General features: G+C 73.5%; 19 protein-coding genes. 11 read left to right on the top strand and 8 right to left on the bottom strand.

The window, feature by feature from the left end; all coding sequences use genetic code 11:
• The first annotated feature begins 54 nt into the window (after nt 1-54).
• Both cofD and ACH4SL_RS04365 read left to right on the top strand, forming a co-directional pair.
• Nucleotides 55-1,011, top strand: a complete 957-nt coding sequence (gene cofD / locus ACH4SL_RS04370) for a 2-phospho-L-lactate transferase (RefSeq protein WP_398441851.1) — start codon at nt 55-57, stop codon at nt 1,009-1,011.
• Nucleotides 1,008-2,324, top strand: coding sequence for a coenzyme F420-0:L-glutamate ligase (locus tag ACH4SL_RS04365; RefSeq protein ID WP_398441850.1), 1,317 nt, complete (start codon nt 1,008-1,010; stop codon nt 2,322-2,324). Before cofD ends, ACH4SL_RS04365 begins: the two co-directional genes overlap by 4 nt.
• A gap of 237 nt (nt 2,325-2,561) precedes the next feature.
• Here ACH4SL_RS04365 and ACH4SL_RS04360 read toward each other — a convergent pair whose 3' ends face one another.
• Nucleotides 2,562-3,533 (bottom strand): DNA-3-methyladenine glycosylase family protein, encoded by a 972-nt coding sequence (locus ACH4SL_RS04360; protein WP_398441849.1) that lies wholly within the window; start codon nt 3,531-3,533, stop codon nt 2,562-2,564.
• 52 nt (nt 3,534-3,585) lie between these two features.
• On the opposite strand from ACH4SL_RS04360, the gene ACH4SL_RS04355 reads away from it, so the two are divergent.
• From ACH4SL_RS04355 to ACH4SL_RS04335, 5 genes are all read left to right on the top strand, one after another.
• The gene (locus ACH4SL_RS04355) at nt 3,586-4,329 is read left to right on the top strand and encodes a TIGR03089 family protein (protein ID WP_398441848.1); all 744 of its coding nucleotides are present in this window, start codon (nt 3,586-3,588) and stop codon (nt 4,327-4,329) included.
• A gap of 413 nt (nt 4,330-4,742) precedes the next feature.
• Nucleotides 4,743-6,056 carry an LCP family protein gene (locus tag ACH4SL_RS04350; RefSeq protein WP_398441847.1) on the top strand — a complete coding sequence of 438 codons (1,314 nt, stop codon included), beginning with the start codon at nt 4,743-4,745 and terminating at the stop codon, nt 6,054-6,056.
• A 54-nt stretch (nt 6,057-6,110) separates the two neighbouring features.
• Nucleotides 6,111-7,841 (top strand): LytR C-terminal domain-containing protein, encoded by a 1,731-nt coding sequence (locus ACH4SL_RS04345; RefSeq protein WP_398441846.1) that lies wholly within the window; start codon nt 6,111-6,113, stop codon nt 7,839-7,841.
• A 616-nt stretch (nt 7,842-8,457) separates the two neighbouring features.
• Nucleotides 8,458-9,861 (top strand): LCP family protein, encoded by a 1,404-nt coding sequence (locus tag ACH4SL_RS04340; protein ID WP_398441845.1) that lies wholly within the window; start codon nt 8,458-8,460, stop codon nt 9,859-9,861.
• A gap of 191 nt (nt 9,862-10,052) precedes the next feature.
• A complete protein-coding gene (locus tag ACH4SL_RS04335; protein WP_398441844.1) occupies nt 10,053-12,035 on the top strand; it encodes an LCP family protein in 1,983 nt (660 codons plus the stop codon).
• A gap of 75 nt (nt 12,036-12,110) precedes the next feature.
• Here the strand turns inward: ACH4SL_RS04335 and ACH4SL_RS04330 are convergent, their stop codons facing one another.
• Nucleotides 12,111-13,172, bottom strand: coding sequence for a glycosyltransferase family 2 protein (locus ACH4SL_RS04330; RefSeq protein WP_398441843.1), 1,062 nt, complete (start codon nt 13,170-13,172; stop codon nt 12,111-12,113).
• Between the two features lie 115 nt (nt 13,173-13,287).
• On the opposite strand from ACH4SL_RS04330, the gene ACH4SL_RS04325 reads away from it, so the two are divergent.
• The gene (locus ACH4SL_RS04325; protein WP_398441842.1) at nt 13,288-14,901 is read left to right on the top strand and encodes an LCP family protein; all 1,614 of its coding nucleotides are present in this window, start codon (nt 13,288-13,290) and stop codon (nt 14,899-14,901) included.
• 39 nt (nt 14,902-14,940) lie between these two features.
• Here ACH4SL_RS04325 and ACH4SL_RS04320 read toward each other — a convergent pair whose 3' ends face one another.
• On the bottom strand, nt 14,941-15,414 hold the full coding sequence (locus tag ACH4SL_RS04320; protein WP_398441912.1) for an acyl-CoA thioesterase: 474 nt from the start codon (nt 15,412-15,414) through the stop codon (nt 14,941-14,943).
• A 276-nt stretch (nt 15,415-15,690) separates the two neighbouring features.
• On the opposite strand from ACH4SL_RS04320, the gene ACH4SL_RS04315 reads away from it, so the two are divergent.
• A complete protein-coding gene (locus ACH4SL_RS04315; protein WP_398441911.1) occupies nt 15,691-16,929 on the top strand; it encodes an LCP family protein in 1,239 nt (412 codons plus the stop codon).
• Nucleotides 16,930-17,026: 97 nt separating this feature from the next.
• On the opposite strand, the gene ACH4SL_RS04310 is transcribed toward ACH4SL_RS04315, so the two are convergent.
• Together ACH4SL_RS04310 and ACH4SL_RS04305 are read right to left on the bottom strand one after the other, a co-directional pair.
• The gene (locus ACH4SL_RS04310) at nt 17,027-17,740 is read right to left on the bottom strand and encodes an LAETG motif-containing sortase-dependent surface protein (RefSeq protein ID WP_398441841.1); all 714 of its coding nucleotides are present in this window, start codon (nt 17,738-17,740) and stop codon (nt 17,027-17,029) included.
• A 214-nt stretch (nt 17,741-17,954) separates the two neighbouring features.
• The gene (locus ACH4SL_RS04305) at nt 17,955-19,130 is read right to left on the bottom strand and encodes an acyl-CoA dehydrogenase family protein (RefSeq protein ID WP_398441840.1); all 1,176 of its coding nucleotides are present in this window, start codon (nt 19,128-19,130) and stop codon (nt 17,955-17,957) included.
• A 229-nt stretch (nt 19,131-19,359) separates the two neighbouring features.
• On the opposite strand from ACH4SL_RS04305, the gene ACH4SL_RS04300 reads away from it, so the two are divergent.
• Together ACH4SL_RS04300 and ACH4SL_RS04295 are read left to right on the top strand one after the other, a co-directional pair.
• Nucleotides 19,360-20,700 (top strand): UDP-glucose dehydrogenase family protein, encoded by a 1,341-nt coding sequence (locus ACH4SL_RS04300; RefSeq protein WP_398441839.1) that lies wholly within the window; start codon nt 19,360-19,362, stop codon nt 20,698-20,700.
• 99 nt (nt 20,701-20,799) lie between these two features.
• Nucleotides 20,800-21,168 carry a VOC family protein gene (locus ACH4SL_RS04295; RefSeq protein WP_398441838.1) on the top strand — a complete coding sequence of 123 codons (369 nt, stop codon included), beginning with the start codon at nt 20,800-20,802 and terminating at the stop codon, nt 21,166-21,168.
• Between the two features lie 52 nt (nt 21,169-21,220).
• Here the strand turns inward: ACH4SL_RS04295 and ACH4SL_RS04290 are convergent, their stop codons facing one another.
• Genes ACH4SL_RS04290 through ACH4SL_RS04280 form a run of 3 tightly spaced genes read right to left on the bottom strand, consistent with a single transcriptional unit; the run spans nt 21,221 to nt 24,131 of the window.
• A complete protein-coding gene (locus tag ACH4SL_RS04290; RefSeq protein WP_398441837.1) occupies nt 21,221-22,405 on the bottom strand; it encodes a dipeptidase in 1,185 nt (394 codons plus the stop codon).
• 45 nt (nt 22,406-22,450) lie between these two features.
• On the bottom strand, nt 22,451-23,008 hold the full coding sequence (purE, locus tag ACH4SL_RS04285) for a 5-(carboxyamino)imidazole ribonucleotide mutase (RefSeq protein WP_398441836.1): 558 nt from the start codon (nt 23,006-23,008) through the stop codon (nt 22,451-22,453).
• Nucleotides 23,001-24,131, bottom strand: coding sequence for a 5-(carboxyamino)imidazole ribonucleotide synthase (locus tag ACH4SL_RS04280; RefSeq protein WP_398441910.1), 1,131 nt, complete (start codon nt 24,129-24,131; stop codon nt 23,001-23,003). The genes purE and ACH4SL_RS04280 overlap by 8 nt, the downstream gene beginning before the upstream one ends.
• Between the last annotated feature and the right edge of the window lie 178 nt (nt 24,132-24,309).

Genomic DNA, 24,309 nt, shown 5'->3' with positions numbered 1-24,309 from the left:
GCCACGGGCCGGTGCCCGTACGGACGCCGGGCGCGGGCTGCAAGACTGGGGCCCATGCGAATCGTGGTTCTGGCCGGAGGAATCGGCGGGGCGCGCTTTCTGCGCGGCCTGCTGGCAGCGGCGCCGGAGGCGGAGATCACCGTCGTCGGCAACACCGGAGACGACATCCATCTGTTCGGTCTGAAGGTCTGTCCCGACCTCGACACCGTGATGTACACCCTCGGCGGCGGCATCCACGAGGAGCAGGGCTGGGGCCGGGCCGACGAGACCTTCACCGTCAAGGAGGAACTGGCCGCCTACGGCGTCGGCCCGGAGTGGTTCGGCCTGGGCGACCGGGATTTCGCCACGCACATCGTGCGCACCCAGATGCTCGCCGCCGGTTACCCCCTCAGCGCGGTGACCGAGGCGCTGTGCGCCCGCTGGAAGCCGGGCGTGCGACTCATCCCGATGTCCGACGACCGGGTCGAGACCCACGTCCTGGTCGAGACCGACGGCGAGCGCCGGGCCGTCCACTTCCAGGAGTACTGGGTACGGATGCGCGCCGCCGTCCCCGCGCACGCCGTCGTGCCGGTCGGCGCGGACGCCGCCAAGCCCGCGCCCGGGGTGCTGGAGGCCATCGCCGAGGCCGACGTCATCGTCTTCCCGCCGTCCAACCCGGTGGTGAGCATCGGCACGATCCTGGCCGTGCCCGGCATCCGGGAGGCCATCGCCGAGGCCGGGGTGCCCGTCGTGGGCCTGTCCCCGATCGTCGGGGACGCGCCCGTGCGGGGCATGGCCGACAAGGTGCTGGCCGCGGTCGGCGTGGAGTCCACCACCGCCGCGGTGGCCGCGCACTACGGCTCGGGCCTGCTCGACGGCTGGCTCGTCGACACCGTCGACGCCGGGGCCGTCGCCGAGGTCGAGGCGGCCGGCATCCGCTGCCGCGCCGTACCGCTCATGATGAGCGGCCCGGAGGCCACCGCGCAGATGGCCCGCGAGGCCCTCGCGCTCGCCGCGGAGGTGCGGGCATGAGCGCGCCGCGGATCGAGGTCTTCGCCCTGGACGGCATCGGCGAGGTCAGGGCGGGCGCGGACATCGCCAAGCTCGTCGCCGCCACCGGTGTGCGGCTCGTGGACGGCGACATCGTGCTCGTCACGTCCAAGATCGTCAGCAAGGCGGAGGGGCGGCTGATCGCCGCGGAGGACCGCGAGGCGGCCATCGACGCCGAGACGGTGCGGCTCGTCGCACGCCGCGGCGGCACCCGCATCGTGGAGAGCCGGCACGGCTTCGTTATGGCCGCGGCGGGCGTCGACGCGTCCAACACCGCGCCGGGCACCGTGCTGCTGCTGCCGGAGGACCCCGACGCCTCCGCCCGCGCCATCCGCGCCGGGCTGCGCGCCGAACTGGGCGCGAACGTCGGCGTCGTCGTGACCGACACCTTCGGGCGGCCCTGGCGCGAGGGCCTCACCGATGTCGCGATCGGCGCGGCAGGCGTCGCCGTCCTCGACGACCTGCGGGGCGCGCAGGACAGCCACGGCAACCCGCTCGCCGTAACCGTCACCGCGACCGCCGACGAACTCGCCGCCGCCGGGGACCTCGTGAAGGGCAAGGCGAGCGGCCGCCCCGTCGCCGTCGTCCGCGGCCTGGGCCGCGCGGTCCTCCCCGCCACCGCGGAGCCGGAGGCCGACCCCGGGGCCCGCGCGCTGGTACGGGACGCCGCCAACGACATGTTCCGGCTCGGCACCTCCGAGGCCGTCCGCGAGGCGGTGTCGCTGCGGCGCACCGTACGGGACTTCCGCGACGAGCCCGTCGACCCCGCGGCCGTCCGCCGCGCCGTCGCCCTCGCCGTCACCGCGCCCGCCCCGCACCACACCACACCCTGGCGCTTCGTCCTGCTGGAGACCCCGCAGGTGCGGACGCGGCTGCTCGACGCGATGCGCGACGCCTGGGAGGCGGACCTGCGGCGCGACGGCTTCTCCGAGACCAGCATCACCAAGCGGCTGCGCCGGGGCGACGTCCTGCGCCGGGCGCCCTACCTGGCCGTCCCCTGCCTCGTCGCCGACGGCGCCCACCCCTACCCCGACGCCCGGCGGGCCGCCGCCGAACGCGAGATGTTCGTGGTCGCCACGGGCGCGGGCGTGCAGAACTTCCTGGTCGCCCTCGCGGGCGAGCAACTCGGCTCCGCGTGGGTGTCGTCCACGATGTTCTGCCGCGACGTGGTCCGCGAGGTGCTCGGGCTTCCGCCCGAGTGGGACCCGATGGGTGCGGTGGCCATCGGCCGGCCGGCCACTCTTCCGCCGCCGCGGGCCGCCCGGGGGGCGGAGGCGTTCATCGCAGTGCGATGAGCTTGCCGCTCGGGCTTGAGGGGTGAGCGGTTGCGCTGCCGCGCGGGGCACGTTTGCGCTGCCGCGCCGGGTGAGCGTTTTTAGGGGCGCGGGGAACTGCGCGCTCAGCCCCCACCGGGGCGCGGGTCGTCACCGACCCGAAGGGTCTCTTCGGTCCGATCCGGACCACCGGCCGGTGGTGGGTTGCTCGCGCAGTTCCCCGCGCCCCTGGTAGTTGCCCGGCGCGTAGCCGGACGCTCAGAAGCCGGGAGTCGGCGGGTTCGGGGCCAGGCGGGGGGCCTGGCGGGGTGGGGCCGGGGAGGCCAGGAGGATGAGGCGGGCGGCGCGGTGGCGCTGGCCCGCGTACGGCTCGAGAAGCGAAAGCATCGTCGCGTCGTCCGACCGCCGCGCTCCGGTGAGCGCGTAGCCGATGTGATGCGGCAGGTGCAGATCGCCGACGGTGACCGCGTCTGCCGCGCCGTGGCTGCGCTGCAAGGTCTCGGCCGCCGTCCAGGGGCCAATGCCGGGCACCGTCTGGAGGCGGGTGCTCGCCTCCTCCGCGGGCAGCGCGGCGAGCGCGTCGAGGCGGGCCCCGAGGCGTACGGCGCGCATCACGGTGGAGGCGCGCTTGTCGTCGACCCCGGCGCAGTGCCAGTCCCAGGACGGCACCCGCGCCCAGCCGCGCGCGTCCGGCATGACCCGCATACGGTCGCCCGCGGGCCCCGGCGCCGCTTCGCCGTGCTGGCGGAGCAGCAGCCGCCACGCGCGGTACGCCTCGTCCGTCGTGACCTTCTGCTCCAGCACCGACGGGATGAGCGACTCCAGGACGAGCCCGGTCCTGGTGAGCCGCAGCCCGGGATTGCGGCGGTGGGCGGCGTGCACGACGCGGTGCCGCGGGGTGAACGCCGCGGGGTCGTCGAGCCCGCCGAGCAGCGCGGGCAGCGCGTCCAGCAGCCAGGCCGCGCCGGGCCCCCACGCCTCCGCCTCCAGCAGGGCGGCGCTGCCGCGCAGCCGCAGGGTGCCGGGCCCCGCAGGCGTACGGCTGGCCCGCCACACCGTGCCGTCGCGGTCGATACGGAACGCCGGGTCGGCCGGGCCGCGGCGCAGCGGCATGAGCGTGCGGCGGACGTCGAGCGGCCCCTCCGGCGCCCAGGTGCGGCGCAGCCCCGTATCCGTCCGGGGCGCGGGCACGGCGCCGCCGGAACGCGGGGCTGGGGAGGGCGAGGGCACCCGCCGAGGGTAACCGGCCGGGGCGGGGCGCACGGCCGGTAGCCTGACCGGCGTGACGTCACCCACCCCGGACACCCCCGCCGGCCTGCTCACCGCCGCACTCCGCACGGACCCGGCGCGGCCCTTCCTCACCTTCTACGACGACGCGACCGGCGAGCGCGTCGAGCTGTCGGTCGCGACCTTCGCGAACTGGGTGGCCAAGACCGCGAACCTGATCCAGGACGACCTGGGCGCGCAGCCCGGCGACCGGCTCGCGCTGCTGCTGCCCGCGCACTGGCAGACGGCGGCGTGGGTGCTCGCGGGCTTCTCCACCGGGGTCGTCGTCGCGCCCGGCGCGGATCCCGCGGGCGCGGACCTCGTCGTCACCGGTCCCGACACGCTCGACCAGGCACGGGCCTGCCCCGGCGAGCGGGTGGCGCTCGCGCTGCGCCCGCTCGGCGGACGCTTCCCGCAGCCGCCGGCCGGCTTCCTCGACTACGCGGCGGAGGTGCCGGGGCAGGGCGACCGTTTCGTGCCGTACGCGCCGGTGGGCGCGGACGCGGAGGCCCTCGAACTGCCCGGCGAGGGCACGCTCACCGCCGGTGAGGTGGTGGAGCGCTCCCTCGCGTACGGGCTGGCGCCCGGGGCCCGGGTCCTCTCCCGCCTGCCCTTCACCTCCTGGGAGGGCCTCGCTGCGGGCCTCCTCGCGCCCCTCGCCTGCGGCGGCTCCGCCGTCCTCTCCCGCCACGCGTCCGCCCTCACCCCGGAGCAGCTCGCTGCGCGCGAGGCGATGGAACGCACGACGCTCACGCTCTGATTGCGGGGTTCGGCTTCCCGCCGCGGGGGTGCCCGCGCCTGGCGGCGCGGGGTTTGCCCACCCGCACCACCCGTGCAGGTAAGACGTCCTCTGACGGTCCTCCAGTGGGACCGCACCACCGTCGGCGGCAAACCCGCCGTACAACCCGGAGGGGGACGGTGCGGGGTGCCCCCGCAGGAATGCGCTTCCCCATACCTCACCAATACCTGAAGAGGGCGAACGCGCATTCCGAGGAGGTGCCCCGTGCCGGCACCCGACCCCACCCACCGCACGGAGTGCGCAATGCCCCGCCGGGCAACCCGGGGGCGAGGAGCGGTTGCGCGTGCAACCAATTCGCGGATTCGACCGTCTGAACGAGTAGCGCGCGTACATGCGGGCCCGGCATGCCGGTTGTGCGAGGGATGGGCGGGGACGTGACATCGTCAGCAGAGCCTCCGGAGGAAAACGCGGAGGACGCGGCGCAGCCGGAAGCGGACGCCCCCGAGACACCGGCCGAAACACCCCCCGAGGCCCCCGCCGAAGCTCCCGCGGAAGCCGAAGCCGAAGCCGAAGCAACCGTCGGCCCCGAACCCGCGGCCAAGCCGCGAGGGCGCTACCGCTGGCTCAAGGTCGTCGGTGTGGTCACCGCCTTCTTCGTCCTGCTCGGCGCCGCAGGCCTGTGGTATCTGTACCAGCAGCTCAACGGCAACATCACCACCGACCACGTCACGGAGAACGAGCTCCAGGCGCACGCGTCGGAGCGGCCCTCGCAGGGGCCGACGTCCGCCGAGAACATCCTGCTCATCGGCTCGGACAACCGCGGCGACGGCAACGGCAAGTACGGCGAGGACAGCGGCACGCAGCGCTCCGACACGGTCATCCTGCTGCACATCGCGGCGGACCGGCACAGCGCCACCGCGATGAGCATCCCGCGCGACCTGATGGCGCAGGTCCCGGCGTGCACGAAGCCGAAGGGCGGGGAGACCCGGCCGAAGTTCGAGCAGTTCAACTGGGCCTACGAGTTCGGCGGCGCCGCCTGCACCATCCGCACCGTCGAGGACATGACGGGCATCCGCATCGACCATCACCTGATCGTGGACTTCTCGGGCTTCAAGAAGATCGTGAACGCCATCCACGGCGTCGACGTGTGCCTGCCCGAGCCCGTGCACGACAAGCAGGCGCATCTGGACCTGCCCGCCGGGCGGCAGACCCTCAACGGCGAGCAGGCGCTCGGCTACGTACGCGCCCGGCACGGGCTGGGCGACGGCAGCGACACCGGGCGCATGGACCGCCAGCAGGGCTTCCTGGGCTCGCTGTTCTCGAAGGTGACGAGCAACGGCGTGCTGCTGAACCCCACGAAGGTGTATCCCGTGCTGAGCGCCGCGACCTCCTCGCTGACCGCCGACCCCGGGCTGGACTCGCTCCCCGAGCTGTACGACCTGGCGCGCGAGGTGCAGGGGATACCGGCGGACAAGCTGAACTTCCTGACGCTGCCGAGGGAGCAGTACGTCCTCGACCACAACCGCGACCAGCTCGAACAGCCCGCCGCCGACAAGCTGTTCGCGACGCTGCGCGACGACCTCCCGGTGACGGTGACCGCGGACGGCCACCCGGGCTCCGACTCCGGAAAGAGCTCCGGGAAGGGCTCCCCGACGACGTCGGACACGCCCACCGCCACCGGCACCACCGCGCCCACCTACCGCGGTACGACCGCGGCCGCCGACATCTGCGGCAAAACCACGAAGTGAGGCGATGAACTAAGGTGAGCGCTCAGCCGGCCGTGGAGGGAGGACCCGACGACCGTGAGCACCGAGGAGTCCGGGTACATCGACCCCGCTGACCAGTGGGTGCTGGACCCGGAGACGGGGACGTACCAGCTGCGGCTCGACGTGCCGCAGCAGCCGTACCAGCCGTCGGAGCAGCAGGGGTTCGCACCCGGCGGCGACGCGTACGGCAGTGGCGGCCACGACGGTTACGGCGACAACGGCGGCTACGGCTACGGCGGGCACCCGGTGGCCGCGGGTTACGGCGGCATGGCCGAGCCCCCCGCGCAGGACGCCTACCGGGCCCCCGAGCCGCCCGGCTACGCCCCTTACGAGGTCCCCGACGTACCCGCGGCGTACAGCGGCTACGACGGCTACGAGGCCCCCGACACGCCCGACGCCCCACCGGCGTACGGCGGTTACCAGGCCCCCGACGCCCAGGAAGCCCCCGACACGCCCGACGCCGAAGCCGACGCCGACGCCGACGCCGACGCCGACGCGTACGACACCGGCACCCAGCCCCCCGTACCGGAGCGGACCGCACCCGTACCCGCGCCCGCGCCCGGCGGCAGGCGGGCCGCGCGGCAGGCGCAGAAGCGCAGGCCCGCCGGGCTGCCGCTCAAGGGCGGGCCCAAGGTGTGGGGCGCGGCGGGCGCCGCGCTGCTGGTCTGCGTCGTCGTGGGCGTCGCCACGCTCGGCGGCGGTGGCGGGGGCGGCAGCATGCACACCGTCGACGTCGGCTCGGCCGGCAGCAAGACCCCGACGCACACCGGTGCGATGAACGTCCTGCTGCTGAGCGCCCACCCGGCGGCGGGTTCCGCGGACTCCGCGGTGCTCGTGCACCTCGCGGCGGACCGCGGCAGTGCGACGGCGCTGGCGATCCCGTCCACCCTGCGCACGGACATCCCGGACTGCCCCGGTTCCGGCGGCAAGGGGACGGTCGGCGGCGCCAAGGGCCAGCCGTTCTCCGCGGCGCTCGGCGGCGGGCGGGACGCGGGCTGCGCGCTGCTGACCGTACGGCAGCTGACCAAGCTCGCGGTCGACCACGTCGTGATGGTCGACTACACGGCGGCCAAGGGCGTGAAGGGCGTGGCCGCGGGCGACACCTGCGTCGACCGCACGGTCACGGTGCCGCGCACGCTGACCGCGCTCGCGAACGGCAAGCCCGGCGCCCTCACCGCGGACACCCCGGTCGGCACCCCGGAGACCCTCAGCAACGTGGCCGCCGCGCTCGGCGCGATCGACCCGAAGAACACCACCTTCCTCACGCTGCCGGCCGTGAACGGCGCGCCGGACCCGGACAAGGCGCCGCAGGTCTACGCGCTGCTGGCCAACGACGTCTCGCTGTCGGCGGCGGCGAAGCCCGCGGCGCCGGATCCGAAGCTGGTGGGGAAGAAGGCGGTGCCGCACGAGACCCGGGTGATGATCTACAACGGCACGGGCGTCTTCGGCGCGTCCCAGGACGTGCTGGCCTGGCTCCAGACCACCCAGGGCGTGGACCGCTCCACCAACGGCGGTGACGCGCATTCCAAGGCGGCGAAGACGACGCTGCAGTACGCCCCCAACCAGGCGGACCAGGCGCGCTCGCTCGCCGCGATGATGGGCCTGCCGGCCTCGGCCCTGGTCGAGGGGACGAAGGACGCGGCGCCGAAGGCCAACATGACGCTCACGCTCGGCGCCGACTACAGCGCGCCCGGTGTCCCGGTCGGCCCGCCGACCTCGGCGCCCAAGGGCGTGACCACCACCCCGGGGACCTCCGCCCACTGCTGAGCCGGCAGCTCCGCAGCGGGCACGCCCGGCGGGTGCCACAAGGGGTAGGCCTCGGGCGCCAGTTCGGACATCCGGGCAAAGTCTGATGAAAAGCTCCTGAAAAACCCCATCAATTGCAGCGGAATTGCGGGCTTTTGCCCGTTTCCTCGGGCAACGGATCTTTCCGTACGCCCTGTTCGTGTCACCCCGGGCGGCTACTGTAAGCGACTCGGCGGTTACCGGATGGAGGGCCCGAGCGACCGTGGACACGCAAGACGACACGCAAGACCGAGGTGGGATCGATCCGGTGGACCGGTGGCGGGCCGACCCGTACCGGCGGCGCCCCGCCACCCCCGAGCCGGGCCGGCGGCGGGCCCGCGGCCTGCCCCGGCAGACCGGCCGGGCCGCGGGCTTCCCCCCGCGGCCCGCGGCGCCCCCGGACCGGATGCCGGGCCCGCGCGACCGCGGCCCGGCGGCAGCACCGCCCCGGCGCGGCGGACCGGGCCGGGACGGAGGCCCGCGGCGTGACGGAGGCCCGCGGCGTGACGGAGGCCCGCGACGGGGCAGGGGCACGGGCCGGGGCCGCTCCGGGCGGCTGTCGCGGCGCCGGAAGGCCCTGCTGTGGGTCGCCGCCTCGATGGGGCTGGTCCTGGTGATCGTGGGCGTCGGCGGCTACCTGGTCTACGAGCACTTCAACGCCAATCTGACCACCGTCGACGTCGGTGACGCAGGCAGCAAGGACGTGCTCGGCGACGGCCCGCTCAACCTGCTGGTCATCGGCACCGACAGCCGCCAGGGCCTGGGCGGCAAATACGGCGACCCGGACGACACCGGGCACGCGGACACCACGATCCTCTTCCACGTCTCGGCGGACCGCAGCAACGCGACGGCCATGAGCATCCCGCGCGACATCGTCACGTCCATCCCGGACTGCCCGACGCGGCAGCCGGACGGCACGGTCCGGACGATCCCCGGCACCGCGGCGGGGCTGACCACGCCGAAGTTCAACGAGAGCCTGGGTGTCGCCGGCCGGGACCCGGGCTGCACGATGCGGGCGGTGCGGCAGCTCACCGGGATCCCCGTCGACCATTTCATGATGGTCAACTTCGAGGCGGTCAAGACGCTGTCGACGGCGGTCGGCGGGGTGGACGTGTGCCTGGCCCGGCCGCTGGTGGACCCCAAGTCGCATCTGGACCTGTCGGCGGGCCGGCACCGTATCGAGGGCGAGCAGGCGCTGCAGTTCGTCCGGACGCGGCACGCGCTGCGCAACCAGAGCGACCTGGACCGCATCAAGCTGCAGCAGCGCTTCCTGGCGGCCATGATCCGGAAGATCAAGTCCAGCGGCAGCCTGACCGATCCGCGCAAGCTCTTCACCCTCGCCGACACCGCGACCAAGGCGCTCACGGTGGACAGCGCGATCGGCAGCGTCTCCCGGCTGACCAGCCTGGCCAGAGGGCTGTCCGGGCTGGACACCAAGCACATCACCTTCGTCACGCTGCCGGTCGTCGACAATCCCAACGAGCGCGTGCACGCCACCGTCGTCGTCGACCGGCCGCGCGCGCAGCGGCTGTTCAGCCTCGTCAAGGACGACGTGTCGCTGAGCGGCCACAAGAAGAAGAAGCACCGGACCGACCCCAAGCTCGTGGGCCCGAAGGCCCCGGCGTCCGACGTCCGGGTGCGGGTCTACAACGGCAGCGGCATCCTCGGCGCCGCCCGCGGCACGGTGGACTGGCTGCGCGGCACCCAGGGCGTCGGCGGCCCCGCGAACGGCGGCAACGCCCCCGTCCCCGCCGACCGCACCACGCTGGTCTACTCCCCCGCGCAGGCCGACCAGGCCCGAACGCTCGCGGCGCTGCTGGGGCTGCCCGGCTCGGCGCTGCAGCCCTCGCCGGGGACGCCCGGGGGAACGGACATGTCCCTCACCCTGGGCGCGGACTTCACCAGGGCCGGTGTGCCCGTCCCCGATCCGGACGCCGACGACCCGGACGACGACGCCGCCATGGACAAGACGCAGGCGGACGACGCGGCCTGCGTGAAATAGCCCCGCCCGGCTCCCCCGTACGGTCCGCCTGCGGGAACGCGTGACATACCCCACGGCACCCCCGGGAAACCCTTCCGTGATCCCCGTCGTGTTAACTCAGGGCCCGCGGATGCAACTCCGTACGCCCGGTCGCCGTCTGAGAGGAGGACGACCGAGTACCGACCGGACAGGGACAGGGGGAGGGTTCACTCATGCGAGACGGGGGAATGGGTGGTGGCGGCCAGGGGGCCGTACCGAACCCCGGTGACCTCGGCTGGGACGAGGGTCTGTACCGGGACGGCCCGCAGCCGTACCCGCCGCAGCAGCCCGCGCCCGGCCGGCAGCAAGGGCAGGTGCCGGGCCCGCGCGGCCCGTACGGCCCCGGTCCGGGTCACGCCCCCGGCCAGGCACCCGGCCGCATACCCGGCCAGGGCCCCGGCCCCGGCCGTGCGCCCGGGGGCATACCCGGCGGCCGCGACGGCAGCGACGGCTACGAGCGCGGCTACCAGGGCCACGACGGTGACGACGACGGCTACCGCGGCCCCGGGAGCGACGACGGCGGCTACGGGAACAGCGACGGCGGCGGCCCCGGCGGCCCCCCGGAGGAATCGCCCGCGGGGCCCGGCCACCGCGCCGGCGGCCACCGCAGGGGCGGCCCGCGGCGCAAGCAGCGCAGCCGCAAGCGCAAGGTGCTGCGCTGGACGGCGATCGGCCTCGCGGTCGTGGTGCTCGGCACCGCGGGAGCCGCGTTCGGCTACTACGAGTACCTGTCGGGCAAGATCCGCAAGGGCGAGCGGGTCAGCGGCAAGACCACGGTGACCAAGCCGAAGGCCAACGCCAACGGCACCTCGGCGATGAACATCATGATCCTCGGCTCCGACAGCCGGCTCAGCGACGAGGACAAGAAGCTGGGCGGCGCCGCCGACAGCTCGGGCGCCCGCGCGGACGTGATCATGATCGCCCATCTGTCGGCGGACCGCAGCAACATGTCGATCGTGAGCATCCCGCGCGACACCCGGGTCGACATCCCGGAGTGCGAGGATCCGAAGACCCACAAGAAGTACCCGCCGGTCAACCAGATCATCAACGCGTCGCTGGGCCGCGGCGGCCCGGGCTGCACGCTGGCGACCGTGCAGAACCTGACGAACGTCTACATCGACCACTGGCTGATGATCGACTTCGGCGGCGTGGTGAAGATGGCGGACGTGCTCGGCGGTGTCGAGGTGTGCGTCCAGCACAGCGTCTGGGACCGGCCGACCAAGTACATCGCGCACGGCGGCTCGGGCCTGAAGCTCACCAAGGGCAAGCACGTCATCCAGGGCAAGCAGGCCCTGCAGTGGCTGCGCACACGGGACGCCTTCGGCTCCGACGCCGGGCGCGCCGAGGCGCAGCACATGTACATGAGCTCGCTCATCCGCAGGCTGCGCGGCGAGAACCTCTTCACCAACCCGAGCCGGCTGAACAAGATCGCCACCACGGCGATGGGCGCCTTCGAGGTCTCCTCCGAGATCGGCACCCCGAAGAAGCTCTACGACCTGGGCATGGAGCTCAAGAGCATCCCGCCGGACCGGATGACGATGCTGACCATGCCGCACATCGCCGACCCGGAGGCCCCGGACGCGCACTACCTGCCCGCCGACAACGCGAGCACGGTGTGGTCGCTGGTGCGCAACGACGTCGCCATGGACGCCAACGGCAAGGCCAAGGCGCCCGGCACCGCGAGCGCGAGCCCGAAGCCGAGCGCCCCGTCGGGACCGCCCGCGGCGGCGCCGGCGGCCGTCCCGGTGTCGGTGGTCAACGGCACGGCGGGCACCGCGGGCAAGCCGGCGGTCGACCACCGCGCGACGGACATCGCGACGGCGCTCAAGACCGCGGGCTTCACCCAGGCCCGGCCGAGCCAGAACGCGGTCCCGAGCCCCGGCACCTCGGTCGTCTACCCGGCGGCCGACGGCGACCAGGGCAAGTCGGACGCGACGTCGGTCGCCAAGGCGCTGAAGATCCCGGTCAGCAACGTCAAGCCGTCCACCACCGCGCAGACGATCACCGTCACGGTGGGCGCGGACTGGACCAAGGGCACGGACTACAGCGCGACGCTGCCGAAGGCGGGCGGTGTGCCCGACAACGCCGACGCGGTGAACGGCGCCGACGACAGCAAGTGCATGCCGATCCAGCCCATCTACCGCTGGGCGGGCTGAGCCGGGGTGACGCGCACCATGTGCGGGGGCCCGCCGGAAGCTTCCGGCGGGCCCCCCGCACATGTGCGTACGGTGTCACGCGTCCGCGGGCGCGGCCTCCTGCGCGTCGGCCCGGACGGCGGGGCGGCGGCTCGCGATGACCCGGCGGGCCAGCGAGCGCGGGCTGGTCAGGAAGCCGTAGCCCCAGCACATGTGCATGGTGGCCAGCGCGAGCGGGATGCGCAGCCGGGCTGCCGCGGACAGGCCCTTCCCGGCCGGCAGCGAGCCGACGGTGATCGCGGCGAGGTAGCCGGCGGGCACCACGAACGCCCACGGGGTGAGCGCGGCGCCGACGACGATCCCGGCGGCGTTGGCCAGCAGCGCGGCGGGCGCGGCCAGGTAGCGCAGGTTGACCGAGCCGCGGTGGTAGCGGGTGACGACCCGGCGCCACCGCCCGTAGTCCTTGTACTGCTTGGCCAGGGTGCGCACGCTGGGCCGCGGGCGGTAGGAGACGCGCAGCTCGGGCGAGAACCAGATGAGGTGGCCGGCCTCGCGGATGCGGTAGTTCAGCTCCCAGTCCTGGGCGCGGATGAATTCCACGTTGTAGCCGTCCTGCTGCTCCAGCACCTCGCGCCGGAAGACGCCGAGGTAGACGGTGTCCGCGGGGGCGGCGGCGCCGCCGGTGTGGAAGGCGGCGTTGCCGACGCCGATCTTCGCCGTCATGGCCGCGGCGACGGCCTCCTCCCAGGCGTTCTCGCCCTCGGCGTGCATGACGCCGCCGACGTTGGCCGCGCCGGTCTCGTCGAGCAGCCGGACGGCGGTGGCGATGTAGTCGGGCGAGAGCATGCCGTGCCCGTCGACGCGCACCACCACCGGATGGCGGGAGGCCTTGATCGCGGCGTTCAGCGCGGCGGGGGTGCGCCCGGTGGGGTTGGGCACGGTGTGGACCCGCAGGTCCTCGGCGACCAGCTCCGCGGCGATGGCGTCGGTCCGGTCGGCCGACGGGCCCAGCGCGATGACGACCTCCAGCTCCCCCGGATAGTCCTGCTCCAGGATGTGCCGGACGGAGTTCCGCAGATGCCGCTCCTCGTTGAGGACCGGCATGATCACGGAGACGGCCGGGAGCGCGGGGTCGGGGGGCGTGTTCACGGCGTTCATGGCGGCAAACGTTACCGCCAACGGGGGACCCCAGCGCGTGGGGGCAAGGCTTACTGTCCTATTTATCCCTAGCCTGAACGGGTCCTGCCGTCCGTAACGCTGGGGAGGGATTCCCGTGCCGCCGACCAGCCGACACCCCACCACCGCCGTCCGGCCGCAGCCAGGGCGGGGGCACGGGCGGCGGGCGGCGCCCGGGGCACCCCGCAGGCCCGCGCCGCCGGGCGGAAGAGCCGCGCCGCGCGGGCGCCCGGCCCGGCGGCCGCCGATCCGGCTCAGCACCCGGATCGTGGGCGGCCTGGCGGTGCTGGTCATCACCGTGAGCGGAGTGGGCCATACGGTCGCCGCCTCGGTGAGCGGCGCGATCGGCCGGGTGGACGCGTTCGGCGGTATGCAGGACCGGCCGGACGGCAGCAAGGGCACGAACTTCCTGCTCGTCGGCACCGACGGGCGGGACGGCCTCGCACCGGGCCAGAAGCAGGCCTACCACCTGGGCGGGGCGCCCTGCCACTGCACGGACACGATCATGCTCGTGCACCTGTCGCAGGACCGCTCGCGGGTCGGCGTGGTGAGCATCCCGCGCGACACGTACGTCCTGCTCCCCGCCCCCGCCACCGACGCCGGGAACCGCCCGCCGCGCGACCCGGCCCGTGCGGCACGGGCCGGTACCGCCCGCGACCCCCGCCCGCCCGCCGCCCCCGCCGCGACGCACCCCGCCAAGCTCAACCAGGCCTACGCGCAGGGCGGCCCCCGCCTCACCGTGCAGACCGTGGAGCAGCTCACCGGTGTGCACGTCGACCACTACCTGGAGGTCGACTTCACGAGCTTCATGAAGACCGTGGACGTCCTCGGCGGTGTCCCGGTGTGCACCAGCAAGCCGCTCAAGGACGCCTACTCGGGGCTGAACCTGCCGGCGGGCACCACCGTCCTGAACGGCGGGCAGGCGCTCCAGTACGTGCGCTCGCGGCACACCGACCCGGCCGCCGACCTCGGGCGGATGCAGCGCCAGCAGCGTTTCGTCGCCCAGGTGGTGGGCAAGATCACCAGCGAGGGCATGCTCACCGACCCACTGAAGCTGAGCAAGGTCGTCTCCACGGTGCTCGGCTCGGTACGCGCCGACCAGGGCCTGGACACCGGCGACATGATCGGCCTCGCCCGCGCGATGAAGGGCTTCTCACCGCGCTCGTCGGAATTCGCCACCGTTCCGCTGAGCAGCAGCAGCGTCGAGGTCCCCGGCCTCGGCTCGACGGTGCGCTGGGACGCCGCGAAGGCCGGGAGGCTGTGGGCCGACATCCGCGCGGACCGGCCGCTCACCGCGCCCGGCCCGGCGCATCCCGCGACGCCCGCCGGGATTCCCGTCGCGGTGGATCCGGCGACGGTGCGGGTCGCGGTGGAGAACGGCACCGACGTACCGGGCCTCGCCGGGGACACGCAGCGGGCGCTGCACGCCACCGGCTTCGCCACCACCGGCACGCCGACGACGGCGCACACCCACGTACCGCACACGGTCATCCGCTTCGACCCGCGGTGGGGCGACCCGGCGAAGGCGCTCGCCGCGGCGCTGCCCGGCGCGCAGCTGGTGCCCGCGCCGAAGCTGGGCCCGGTGCTGCGGGTGACGCTGGGGCCGGACTTCGCGCTGGCCCGGGTGCGGCCGGTCGTCGCCCCGCCGCCGGACCCGGGGACGCGCCCGCAGGACGGCGCGCTGACCGGTGACCGGGTGGGCTGCGCGTGACGGGGCGGGACCGGGGTGGCCAGGCGGGGCCCGCCCGGCTCAGTCGTCCGGCGTGTCCGCCGCGGCGCGCTCGCGGCGCAGCTCCAGGATGGCCTCGCGGCGGGCCAGCCGGTGGGCGCGCCGGATCTGGGCCTCCTGGCAGCGGCGCCGGTCGTCCGCCGTCTCCGGCAGCACGGGCGGTACGGGGCGCGGGCGGCCCTCGACGTCCACCGCCACGAAGACCAGATACGCGCTCGCGACCTGCTTGGCGGGCCGCCCCGCCTCGTTCCAGCGCTCGGCGACGACCCGGACGCCGACCTCCATGGAGGTCTTGCCCGTCCAGTTGACCTGGGCCTTCACCTGGAGCAGGTCGCCGACCCTGACGGGTTCGAGGAAGGCCATCTCGTCCATCGCACCGGTGACGGCGGGCCCCTCGGAATGCCGCCCGGCGACCGCGCCCGCCGCGTCGTCGACGAGCTTCATCACGACACCGCCGTGCACGGTGCCCAGCAGGTTGGTGTCGTGCGCGCTCATGATGTGCGACAGCGTGATGCGGGCGGCGGACGTGGGCTTGCCGGGCAGGACCGGGAGCGGCGGTATGCCTGCGGTCTCCCCGGCACCCCGCACGGCCTGCGGCGGGGTGGGCGGCTCAGGGGTTCCGGAGCCCTCGGATGCATGGATCATGACCTCCACTGTATGTCCGTGACAAAACGGCTGCGGCTCGTGGCCGAATGCATCGGGTCTGCTACAGAACCGCCCTGGATTCAGGGTCCCGCGCCGCTGCCGGGCACACTGGCCGACATGAGTGGGATGAACGGTTGGAGCGATGACACCGAGCAGCGCCGGCGCAACGAGCCGCCGCTGCCGCCCGAACTGTCGCCGCGCCGGGCCGCCGCCGCAGGCGGGGTCCCGCCGCAGCCGACCCGCACCCCGCAGCGCGGCGACCGGCTGCCGCCGGGCGCGATCCCGCGGCCGTCGGGACCGCCCGACGGCGGCGGCTACGGCCCGCCGTCCACCGGCTCCGGCGGCCCGGGAGGCGGGCCGCGCGGCCGGCTGAGCTGGATAACCAGGCGCCGGGTCGGCTACACCGCACTCGGCCTGGTCGTGGTGCTGATCGTGGTCTCGGTGTCCACCTACTTCTGGGCCGACGGCAAGGTGCGGCGCGAGGTCGATCTGAGCAAGGTCGAGGACCGCCCGGCCGCGGGCAAGGGCACCAACTACCTGATCGTCGGTTCGGACAGCCGGGAGGGGCTGACCAAGCAGGACGAGAAGGACCTGCACACCGGCGCCGCCGAGGGCCAGCGCACCGACTCGATGATGATCCTGCACACCGGCAGCAACGGCACCACGATGCTCAGCCTGCCGCGCGACTCCTACGTGACCATCCCGGCCTTCACCGGCGAGCGCACCCACAAGCGCTACCCCGCCTCGCAGCACAAGCTCAACAAGGCCTACGCCGACGGCGGCCCCGAGCTGCTGACCCGGACGGTCGAGTACAACACCGGCATCCACATCGACCACTACGCCGAGATCGGCTTCGCGGGCTTCGTCAACCTGGTCGACGCGCTCGGCGGTGTGACGATCCACCTGGACAAGCCGCTGGTCGACAAGGCGTCGGGCGCCGACTTCCCGAAGGCCGGCGATGTGACGATGAACGGCAAGCAGGCGCTGACCTTCGTCCGCGAGCGGCACCAGGAGGCCGACCAGGACCTCGGCCGGATGCGGCACCAGCAGCAGTTCCTGTCGGCGATCGCCCACCAGGCGGCCTCGCCGTGGACGATCCTCAACCCGTTCAAGCTCTACCCGGTGATCGGCTCCGGCCTGGACACCCTCGTCGTCGACAAGGACATGAGCCTGCGGAACCTCGCGTCGATGTTCTTCGCGATGAAGGGCGTCAGCGGCGGCGACGGCCAGTCCCTGACCGTGCCGATATCCAACGCCAACTACCAGACCGCGAGCGACGGCGACGCCGTGAAGTGGGACATGACGAAGGCCAAGACCCTCTTCGGCGAGCTGAAGAACGACGACAAGGTGACCGTCACCAAGTAGCGCCCTGCAGGAAAGCCGTGACGCCGCCGTCGTGTGCACGACGGCGGCGTCACGGGGTGCCGCTGTCAGCGGCACGCACGTCCCCGGGGGGCGGGCGTCAGCTGTGCGCGGCGGGCTTGCGGCGGCGCATGAAGAAGACGGTGCCACCGCCGGCCACGACGAGCGCGGCGGCGATGCCGGCGATCATGCCGGTGTTGCTGCCGCCACCGGTCTCGGCCAGGTTGGACGTACCGCCCGCGGCCGGCTTCGGCGCGTTGGTGTCGTCGACCGCGGCGGCCGGCGCGGTGGTGGTCGCGGTCGGCGTGGCGGAGGCGCTCTCGCTCGGCGCGGGGGCGCTGGTGGACGGCGACGGGTTGCCGCCGGTGCCGCCGTTGTCGCCGGTCCCGCCGTTGTCGCCGCCGCCCTGCTCGGGCGGGGTGCAGGCCTCGGCCGGGGCCGTCACGCCGCCCTTGACGTCCTCGTCGAGGACGAGGTGCTTGCCGCTGCCGGCCTTCACGTGCACCGTGTAGGTCGTGCCCGCCTTCCAGTCGAACTGGACGTTGACGGTGTTCTCGGTGTGCCTGGCCTCGAACGTCGTGGTGGCGACCACGGTGCCGTTGTCCAGGATGGTGACCGTCGCAGGCTGCGAGTGGTCGGTGTCGGTGATGTCGAAGGAGGCCGTGCCGGTCTCCTTGTCACAGCTCGCCTTGGCGCTGAATTCGCCGATGCTGCACGCAAACGCGCTGCCTGCAACGCCCAGCGCCAGAGCGGCTGCGGCGGAGGCGACGCCAATGGATCGCACCGCTATGGCGGTGCGGCGGTTTATGGACACGTCTTCCCTTCACGGGATCGGATCACAAGCGCGGTGGAGGCCGGTCAGCTGCTGCGACGGCCCCCCGTCCGGCTGATGGCTTCCACAGCTCTACAAGTCCTCGCACGGGCTTGTCAATTGATCGCAAACCGACCATAACTCGACCCCAGACACACAAAGAGCACCCGGGTGGGGTGCTCTTCGCGCCTCTCGCGCAACGGCTGTTACAGAGTTGCTACGCGGGCAGGTTCCGCGCCATGACGATCCGCTGGACCTGGTTGGTGCCTTCGTAGATCTGCGTGATCTTCGCGTCGCGCATCATCCGCTCGACCGGGTAGTCGCGCGTGTAGCCGTATCCGCCGAGGAGCTGGACCGCGTCGGTGGTGATCGACATGGCCACGTCGGAGGCGTAGCACTTGGCGGCGGCGCCGAAGAAGGTGAGGTCCTCGTCCTTGCTGCCGGCCGAGGCGCGCTCGGAGCGGGCGGCGGCGGAGTAGGTGAGCTGGCGGGCGGCCTCCAGCTTCATCGCCATGTCGGCGAGCATGAACTGGATGCCCTGGAATTCGGCGATCGCCTTGCCGAACTGCTTGCGCTCGGCCACGTAGCCCTTGGCGTAGTCCAGGGCGCCCTGGGCGATGCCGAGGGCCTGGGCGGCGATGGTGATGCGGGTGTGGTCGAGGGTGCGCATCGCGGTCGCGAAGCCGGTGCCCTCGGCGCCGATCATGCGGTCGGCGGGGATGCGGACGTTGTCGAGGTAGACCTCGCGGGTCGGGGAGCCCTTGATGCCGAGCTTCTTCTCCGGGGCGCCGAAGGAGACGCCCTCGTCGCCCTTCTCCACCACGAAGGCGGAGATGCCCTTGGAGCGCTTGTCGGGGTCGGTCACGGCCATGACCGTGTAGAAGTCGGAGACCCCGGCGTTGGTGATCCAGCGCTTGACGCCGTTGAGGACGTAGGCGTCGCCGTCGCGCACCGCGCGGGTCTTCATGCCCGCCGCGTCCGAGCCCGCCTCGGGCTCCGACAGGGCGTAGGAGAACATGCCCTCCTTGCGGGCGAGCGCGCCGAGGTAGCGCGCCTTCAGCTCCTCGGAGCCGGACAGCTGCACGGGCAGCGAGCCGAGCTTGTTGACCGCCGGGATGAGGGACGACGACGCGCAGACCCGCGCCACCTCCTCGATCACGATGACGGTCGACAGCGCGTCGGCGCCCGCCCCGTCGTACGCCTCGGGCACATGGATCGCGTGCAGGTCGTTGGCCTCCAGGGCCTCCCTGGCCTCCTGCGGGAAGCGGCCCTGCTCGTCCACCTCGGCGGCGAAGGGCGCGATCTTCGCCTCGGCCAGCGAGCGCACGGCGTCCCGCAGCATGTCGTGCTCTTCGGAGGTCCGGAAAAGGTCGAAGTCGGAGGATCCGGCCACAGAGTCTCACTCCCCGAGTGCTAATTACCGTTAAGTAACCTGATTGATCCTACGATCCTAGGGCCGGGCTCGCAGCCCGGCGTACGTGACCTTCACGACAGCACAAGGCCACCACCGCGCCACCTACCCGTTCCCGGCTCGCGCCACTCGGGACGCGGGAGTGAGGTGCGGGCAGGAAGGCCGGTCACACCCCTCTTTCGGCCGGGGCGGTGCCGACTATGCTCGGCCCATGCCTCTCAAGCTGACCGTGATCGGCACCGGGTACCTCGGCGCCACGCACGCCGCGGCCATGGCCGAACTCGGTTTCGACGTGCTCGCGCTCGACATCGACCCGCGCAAGATCGAGCTGCTCGCGCAGGGCCGGGTGCCGATGTACGAGCCGGGTCTGGAGGACATGCTGGCCCGGCACGTGGCCGGTATCGAGGGATCCAGCGGGCGGCTGCGCTTCACCATGTCGTGGGAGGAGGTCGCCGACTTCGGCGACGTGCACTTCGTGTGCGTCAACACCCCGCAGAAGCAGGGCGAGTACGCGTGCGACATGAGCTACGTGGAGAGCGCCTTCGAGCTGCTGGCACCGCTGCTGCGGCGGCCCGCGCTGGTCGTGGGCAAGTCCACCGTGCCGGTCGGCAGCGCGGCGCGGCTCGCGGAGACGCTCACCGCGCTGGCACCGGCCGGCGAGGACGTCGAGCTGGCCTGGAACCCGGAATTCCTCCGCGAGGGCTTCGCGGTGCAGGACACCCTGCACCCGGACCGGATCGTGGTCGGGGTGCGCAGCGAGCGCGCGGAAAGCCTGCTGCGGGAGGTTTACGCGAAGCCCGTGGCAGAAGGCACGCCGTTCGTGGTCGCGGACTATCCCACCGCGGAACTGGTCAAGACCGCGGCCAACGCCTTCCTCGCCACCAAGATCTCCTTCATCAACGCGATGGCCGAGGTCAGCGAGGCGGCCGGCGGTGACGTGGCCGTACTCGCCGAGGCGATCGGCTACGACGACCGGATCGGCGCCAAGTTCCTGCGGGCCGGCATCGGCTTCGGCGGCGGCTGCCTGCCCAAGGACATCCGCGCCTTCATGGCCCGGGCCGGCGAGCTGGGCGCCGACCAGGCGCTGACCTTCCTGCGCGAGGTCGACTCGACCAACATGCGGCGCCGCACCCAGATGGTGGACATGGCCCGCGAGGCACTGGGCGGCGGCTTCCTGGGCCGCCGCGTCGCGGTGCTCGGCGCCACCTTCAAGCCGGACTCCGACGACGTACGCGATTCGCCCGCGCTCAACGTCGCCGGCCAGATCCAGCTCCAGGGCGGCCAGGTCACCGTCTACGACCCCAGGGGCATGGACAACGCCCGGCTGCACTTCCCCACCCTCGGCTACGCCCCCAGCGCGCAGGACGCGGTCCGCGGCGCGGACGCGGTGCTGCACCTGACCGAGTGGCGGGAATTCCGCGAGCTGGACCCGGCCGCGCTCGCCGAGCTGGCGCGGGGCCTCGTCGTGCTGGACGGCCGCAACACCCTGGACGCCGCGCTGTGGCGCAAGGCCGGCTGGACCTACCGGGCGATGGGCCGCCCGAACGCGTAGCTCCGCGCGGCCTTCGCGGGCTGTCGGTGGGTGCCGTCATGATGGTGCGGGTCAGTGCCGCCCGGACCCGGGCGGCAGCAACCGGTGAAAGGACCCGCCATGATCGGCCGGCTGATCTCCGTCGTCCTCGACTGCCCCGACCCCGCCGCGCTCGCCGCCTTCTACGCCGAGGTGCTCGGCGGCGAGGTGGAGGCCGAGGACGAGACGTGGATCGACCTCAAGCGCGCGGACGGCGACGACCTGTCCTTCCAGCGCGCGACGGACTTCCGGCCGCCGGCCTGGCCCGACCCGGAGCGCCCGCAGCAGTTCCACCTGGACATCCGGGTGCCGCGGGCCGAGATGGACGAGGCCGAGCGGAAGGTCCTCGCGCTCGGCGCCACCCTGCTGGAGGGCGACCTCGGCGGCTCCCGCAACTGGCGGGTCTACGCGGATCCCGCCGGGCACCCCTTCTGCCTCTGCGCGGGCTGAGCGCCGCGGGAGGGGGCGCGGGCGGCCGCCCCGTACCGCCCGCGACCGCCGGTCAGCCGTCGAGCCGGGCCAGGGTCGCCGCGGAGGGGCCGCGCAGGGCCTGGATCGCGGTCGCGGCGGATTCCGCGTCGCGCAGCACCCGCACCGCGTTGCCCCAGGTCAGCTTGGCGAGGTCGGCGTCGGACCAGCCGCGCCGCAGCAGCTCGGCGACGAGCTGCGGGTAGCCGCTGACGTCGGCCATGTCCTGCGGGGTGAAGGCGGTGCCGTCGTAGTCGCCGCCGAGGCCGATGTGGTCGACGCCGGCGACCTCGCGCATGTGGTCCAGGTGGTCGGCGACGGTCGCCGCGGTGGCCACCGGGCGCGGGTGCGCGGCCTCGAAGGCGCGCTGCACGGCCATCCCCGCGGGCGTGGTGTCCAGGTGGTGCAGGCCGTGCTCGCGCATGTTGGCGTCGGCCGCGAGCGTCCACTCGATGGCCGCGGGCAGCACGAACTTCGGCACGAACGTGGCCATGGCCACGCCGCCGTTGCCGGGCAGGGCCGCGAGGACGTCGTCGGGGATGTTGCGGACGTGGTCGCACACCGCGCGGGCCGAGGAGTGCGAGAAGAGCACCGGCGCCTCGGTGACGCGCAGCGCGGCGCGCATGGTGTCGGCGGAGACGTGGCTGAGGTCCACCAGCATGCCCAGCCGGTTCATCTCCCGGACGACCTCCTCGCCGAAGGCGGTCAGGCCCCCTGCGGCGGGCTCGTCGGTCGCCGAGTCCGCCCACGCGGTGTTGGTGTTGTGGGTGAGCGTCATGTAGCGGACCCCGAGCGCGTGGAAGGCCCGCAGGACGCCCAGCGAGTTGTCGATGCTGTGCCCGCCCTCGGCGCCCATCAGCGACGCGATACGGCCCTGCGCGCGGGCCTTCTCCAGGTCGTCGGCGGTCAGCGCGAGCGCCAGGTCCTGCGGGTACCGCTCGGCCAGCCGCCGGACGACGTCGATCTGCTCCAGCGTCGCGGTGACGGCGTCGGCGCCGGTCAGCTCGACCGACACGTACACCGACCAGAACTGCCCGCCCACGCCCCCGGCCCGCAGCCGCGGCACGTCGGTGTGCAGCAGGCCGCTCTGGTCGGCCGAGACATCCAGCCGGTCCAGGTCGTACGCGACGTGCTCGCGCAGCGCCCACGGCAGGTCGTTGTGCCCGTCGACGACGGGGTGGGCGGCGAGCAGGTCACGGGCGCGGGCGAGGTGGTCCATACCGGCACCCTATGCGGGGCGGCTGCCGGGCGGCGCGACCTGCGGCTACTGCCCGAAGCCGAAGCCGCCCGCGCCCTGCACCTTGCCGCGCAGCCGCTTGCCCTTCTCGGTGGCCTGGTCGTTCAGCGACTGCTGGAAGTCGCGCATCCGGTCCTGCAGCCCCGTGTCGTGCGCGGCCAGGATGCGGACGGCGAGCAGCCCGGCGTTGCGGGCGCCGGCCACCGAGACGGTCGCGACGGGCACACCGGCCGGCATCTGCACGATCGACATCAGCGAGTCCATGCCGTCCAGGTACTTCAGCGGCACCGGCACGCCGATGACCGGCAGCGGGGTGACGGACGCGAGCATGCCCGGCAGGTGGGCGGCGCCGCCCGCGCCCGCGATGATCGCCTTGAGCCCGCGCCCGGCGGCCTGCTCGCCGTACGCGATCATCTCGCGCGGCATGCGGTGCGCCGAGACGACGTCGACCTCGAAGGGGACGCCGAATTCGCCGAGCGCCTCGGCGGCGGCCTCCATGACCGGCCAGTCGGAGTCCGAGCCCATGACGATGCCGACCGCGGGTCCCCCGGTGCTCCGGCCGGGCGTGGCGGGCGCTTCACTCATCGATCGTCCCTCGCAGGTAGTCGGCCGCGTGCCGCGCGCGCTCGCGCACCGCGGGCAGGTCGGCGCCGTAAGCGGTGACGTGGCCCACCTTGCGGCCGGGCTTCACGTCCTTGCCGTACATGTGGATCTTCAGGCCCGGGTCGCGGGCCATGCAGTGCAGGTAGCCCGCGTACATGTCGGGGTAGTCGCCGCCCAGGACGTTGGCCATGACCGTCCAGCGGGCGCGCGGGCGCGGGTCGCCCAGCGGCAGGTCCAGCACCGCGCGCAGGTGGTTGGCGAACTGCGAGGTGGCGGCGCCGTCGATGGTCCAGTGGCCGCTGTTGTGCGGGCGCATCGCGAGCTCGTTGACGAGGATCGCCGGCTTCCCGTCCGGGCCGCGGGTCTCGAACAGCTCGACCGCGAGGTGCCCGACGACACCCAGCTCGCGCGCCACCGTCAGGGCGAGCTGCTGCGCCTGCGCCGACAGCTCCTCCGGCAGGTCGGGCGCGGGCGCGACCACGGTGTCGCACACGCCGTCCACCTGCACCGACTCCACGACCGGATAGGCCACGGCCTGCCCGTGCGGGGAGCGCACGACGTTCGCGGCCAGCTCGCGCACGAAGTCGACGCGCTCCTCGGCGAGCACCGCGACGCCCGCCTTGAAGGCGTCCGCCGCGTCGGCCTCGGAGCGCACGAACCACACGCCCTTGCCGTCGTAGCCGCCGACCACGGTCTTCAGTACCACCGGGTAGCCGCTGCCCTCGGCGGCGAAGCGCGTGACGTCCGCCGGGTCGGCGACGATGCGGTTGCGCGGGCAGGGGATGCCGATCTCGGCGAGCCGGGCGCGCATCACGCCCTTGTCGTGCGCGTGCAGCAGCGCGTCGGGGCCGGGCCGGACGACGACGCCCTCCGCCTCCAGCACCCGCAGGTGCTCGCCGGGCACGTGCTCGTGGTCGAAGGTGATCACGTCGCAGCCGCGGGCGAACGCGCGCAGGGTGTCGAGGTCGCGGTAGTCGCCCACCGTGACGTCGGAGACGACCTGCGCCGCGGAGTCCTGCGGGGTGTCGCTGAGGATCCGGAACCTGATGCCGAGCGGGATGCCCGCCTCGTGCGTCATACGGGCGAGCTGGCCGCCGCCGACCATGCCGACTACGGGGAATGTCACGATGCGTCCTGCCGTGGTGCGCGGGGGCGGATCCCCCGGGGTGGGCTCTACCAGGGTATCCGCCGTGCGACGGGCGCCCGAACGCCGGACGGCCCCCCGGTGGCCCGGGGCCGCCCGTTAGCATGAGGACACACACCCGTCACCACGACCCCCACAG

The organism is Streptomyces sp. NPDC021020 (genome assembly GCF_044333285.1).
In the GTDB taxonomy this organism is placed as follows: Bacteria; Actinomycetota; Actinomycetes; order Streptomycetales; family Streptomycetaceae; genus Actinacidiphila.
The sequence above is the reverse complement of the archived record's forward strand: the minus strand, read 5'-3'. Positions and strand labels throughout refer to the sequence as shown.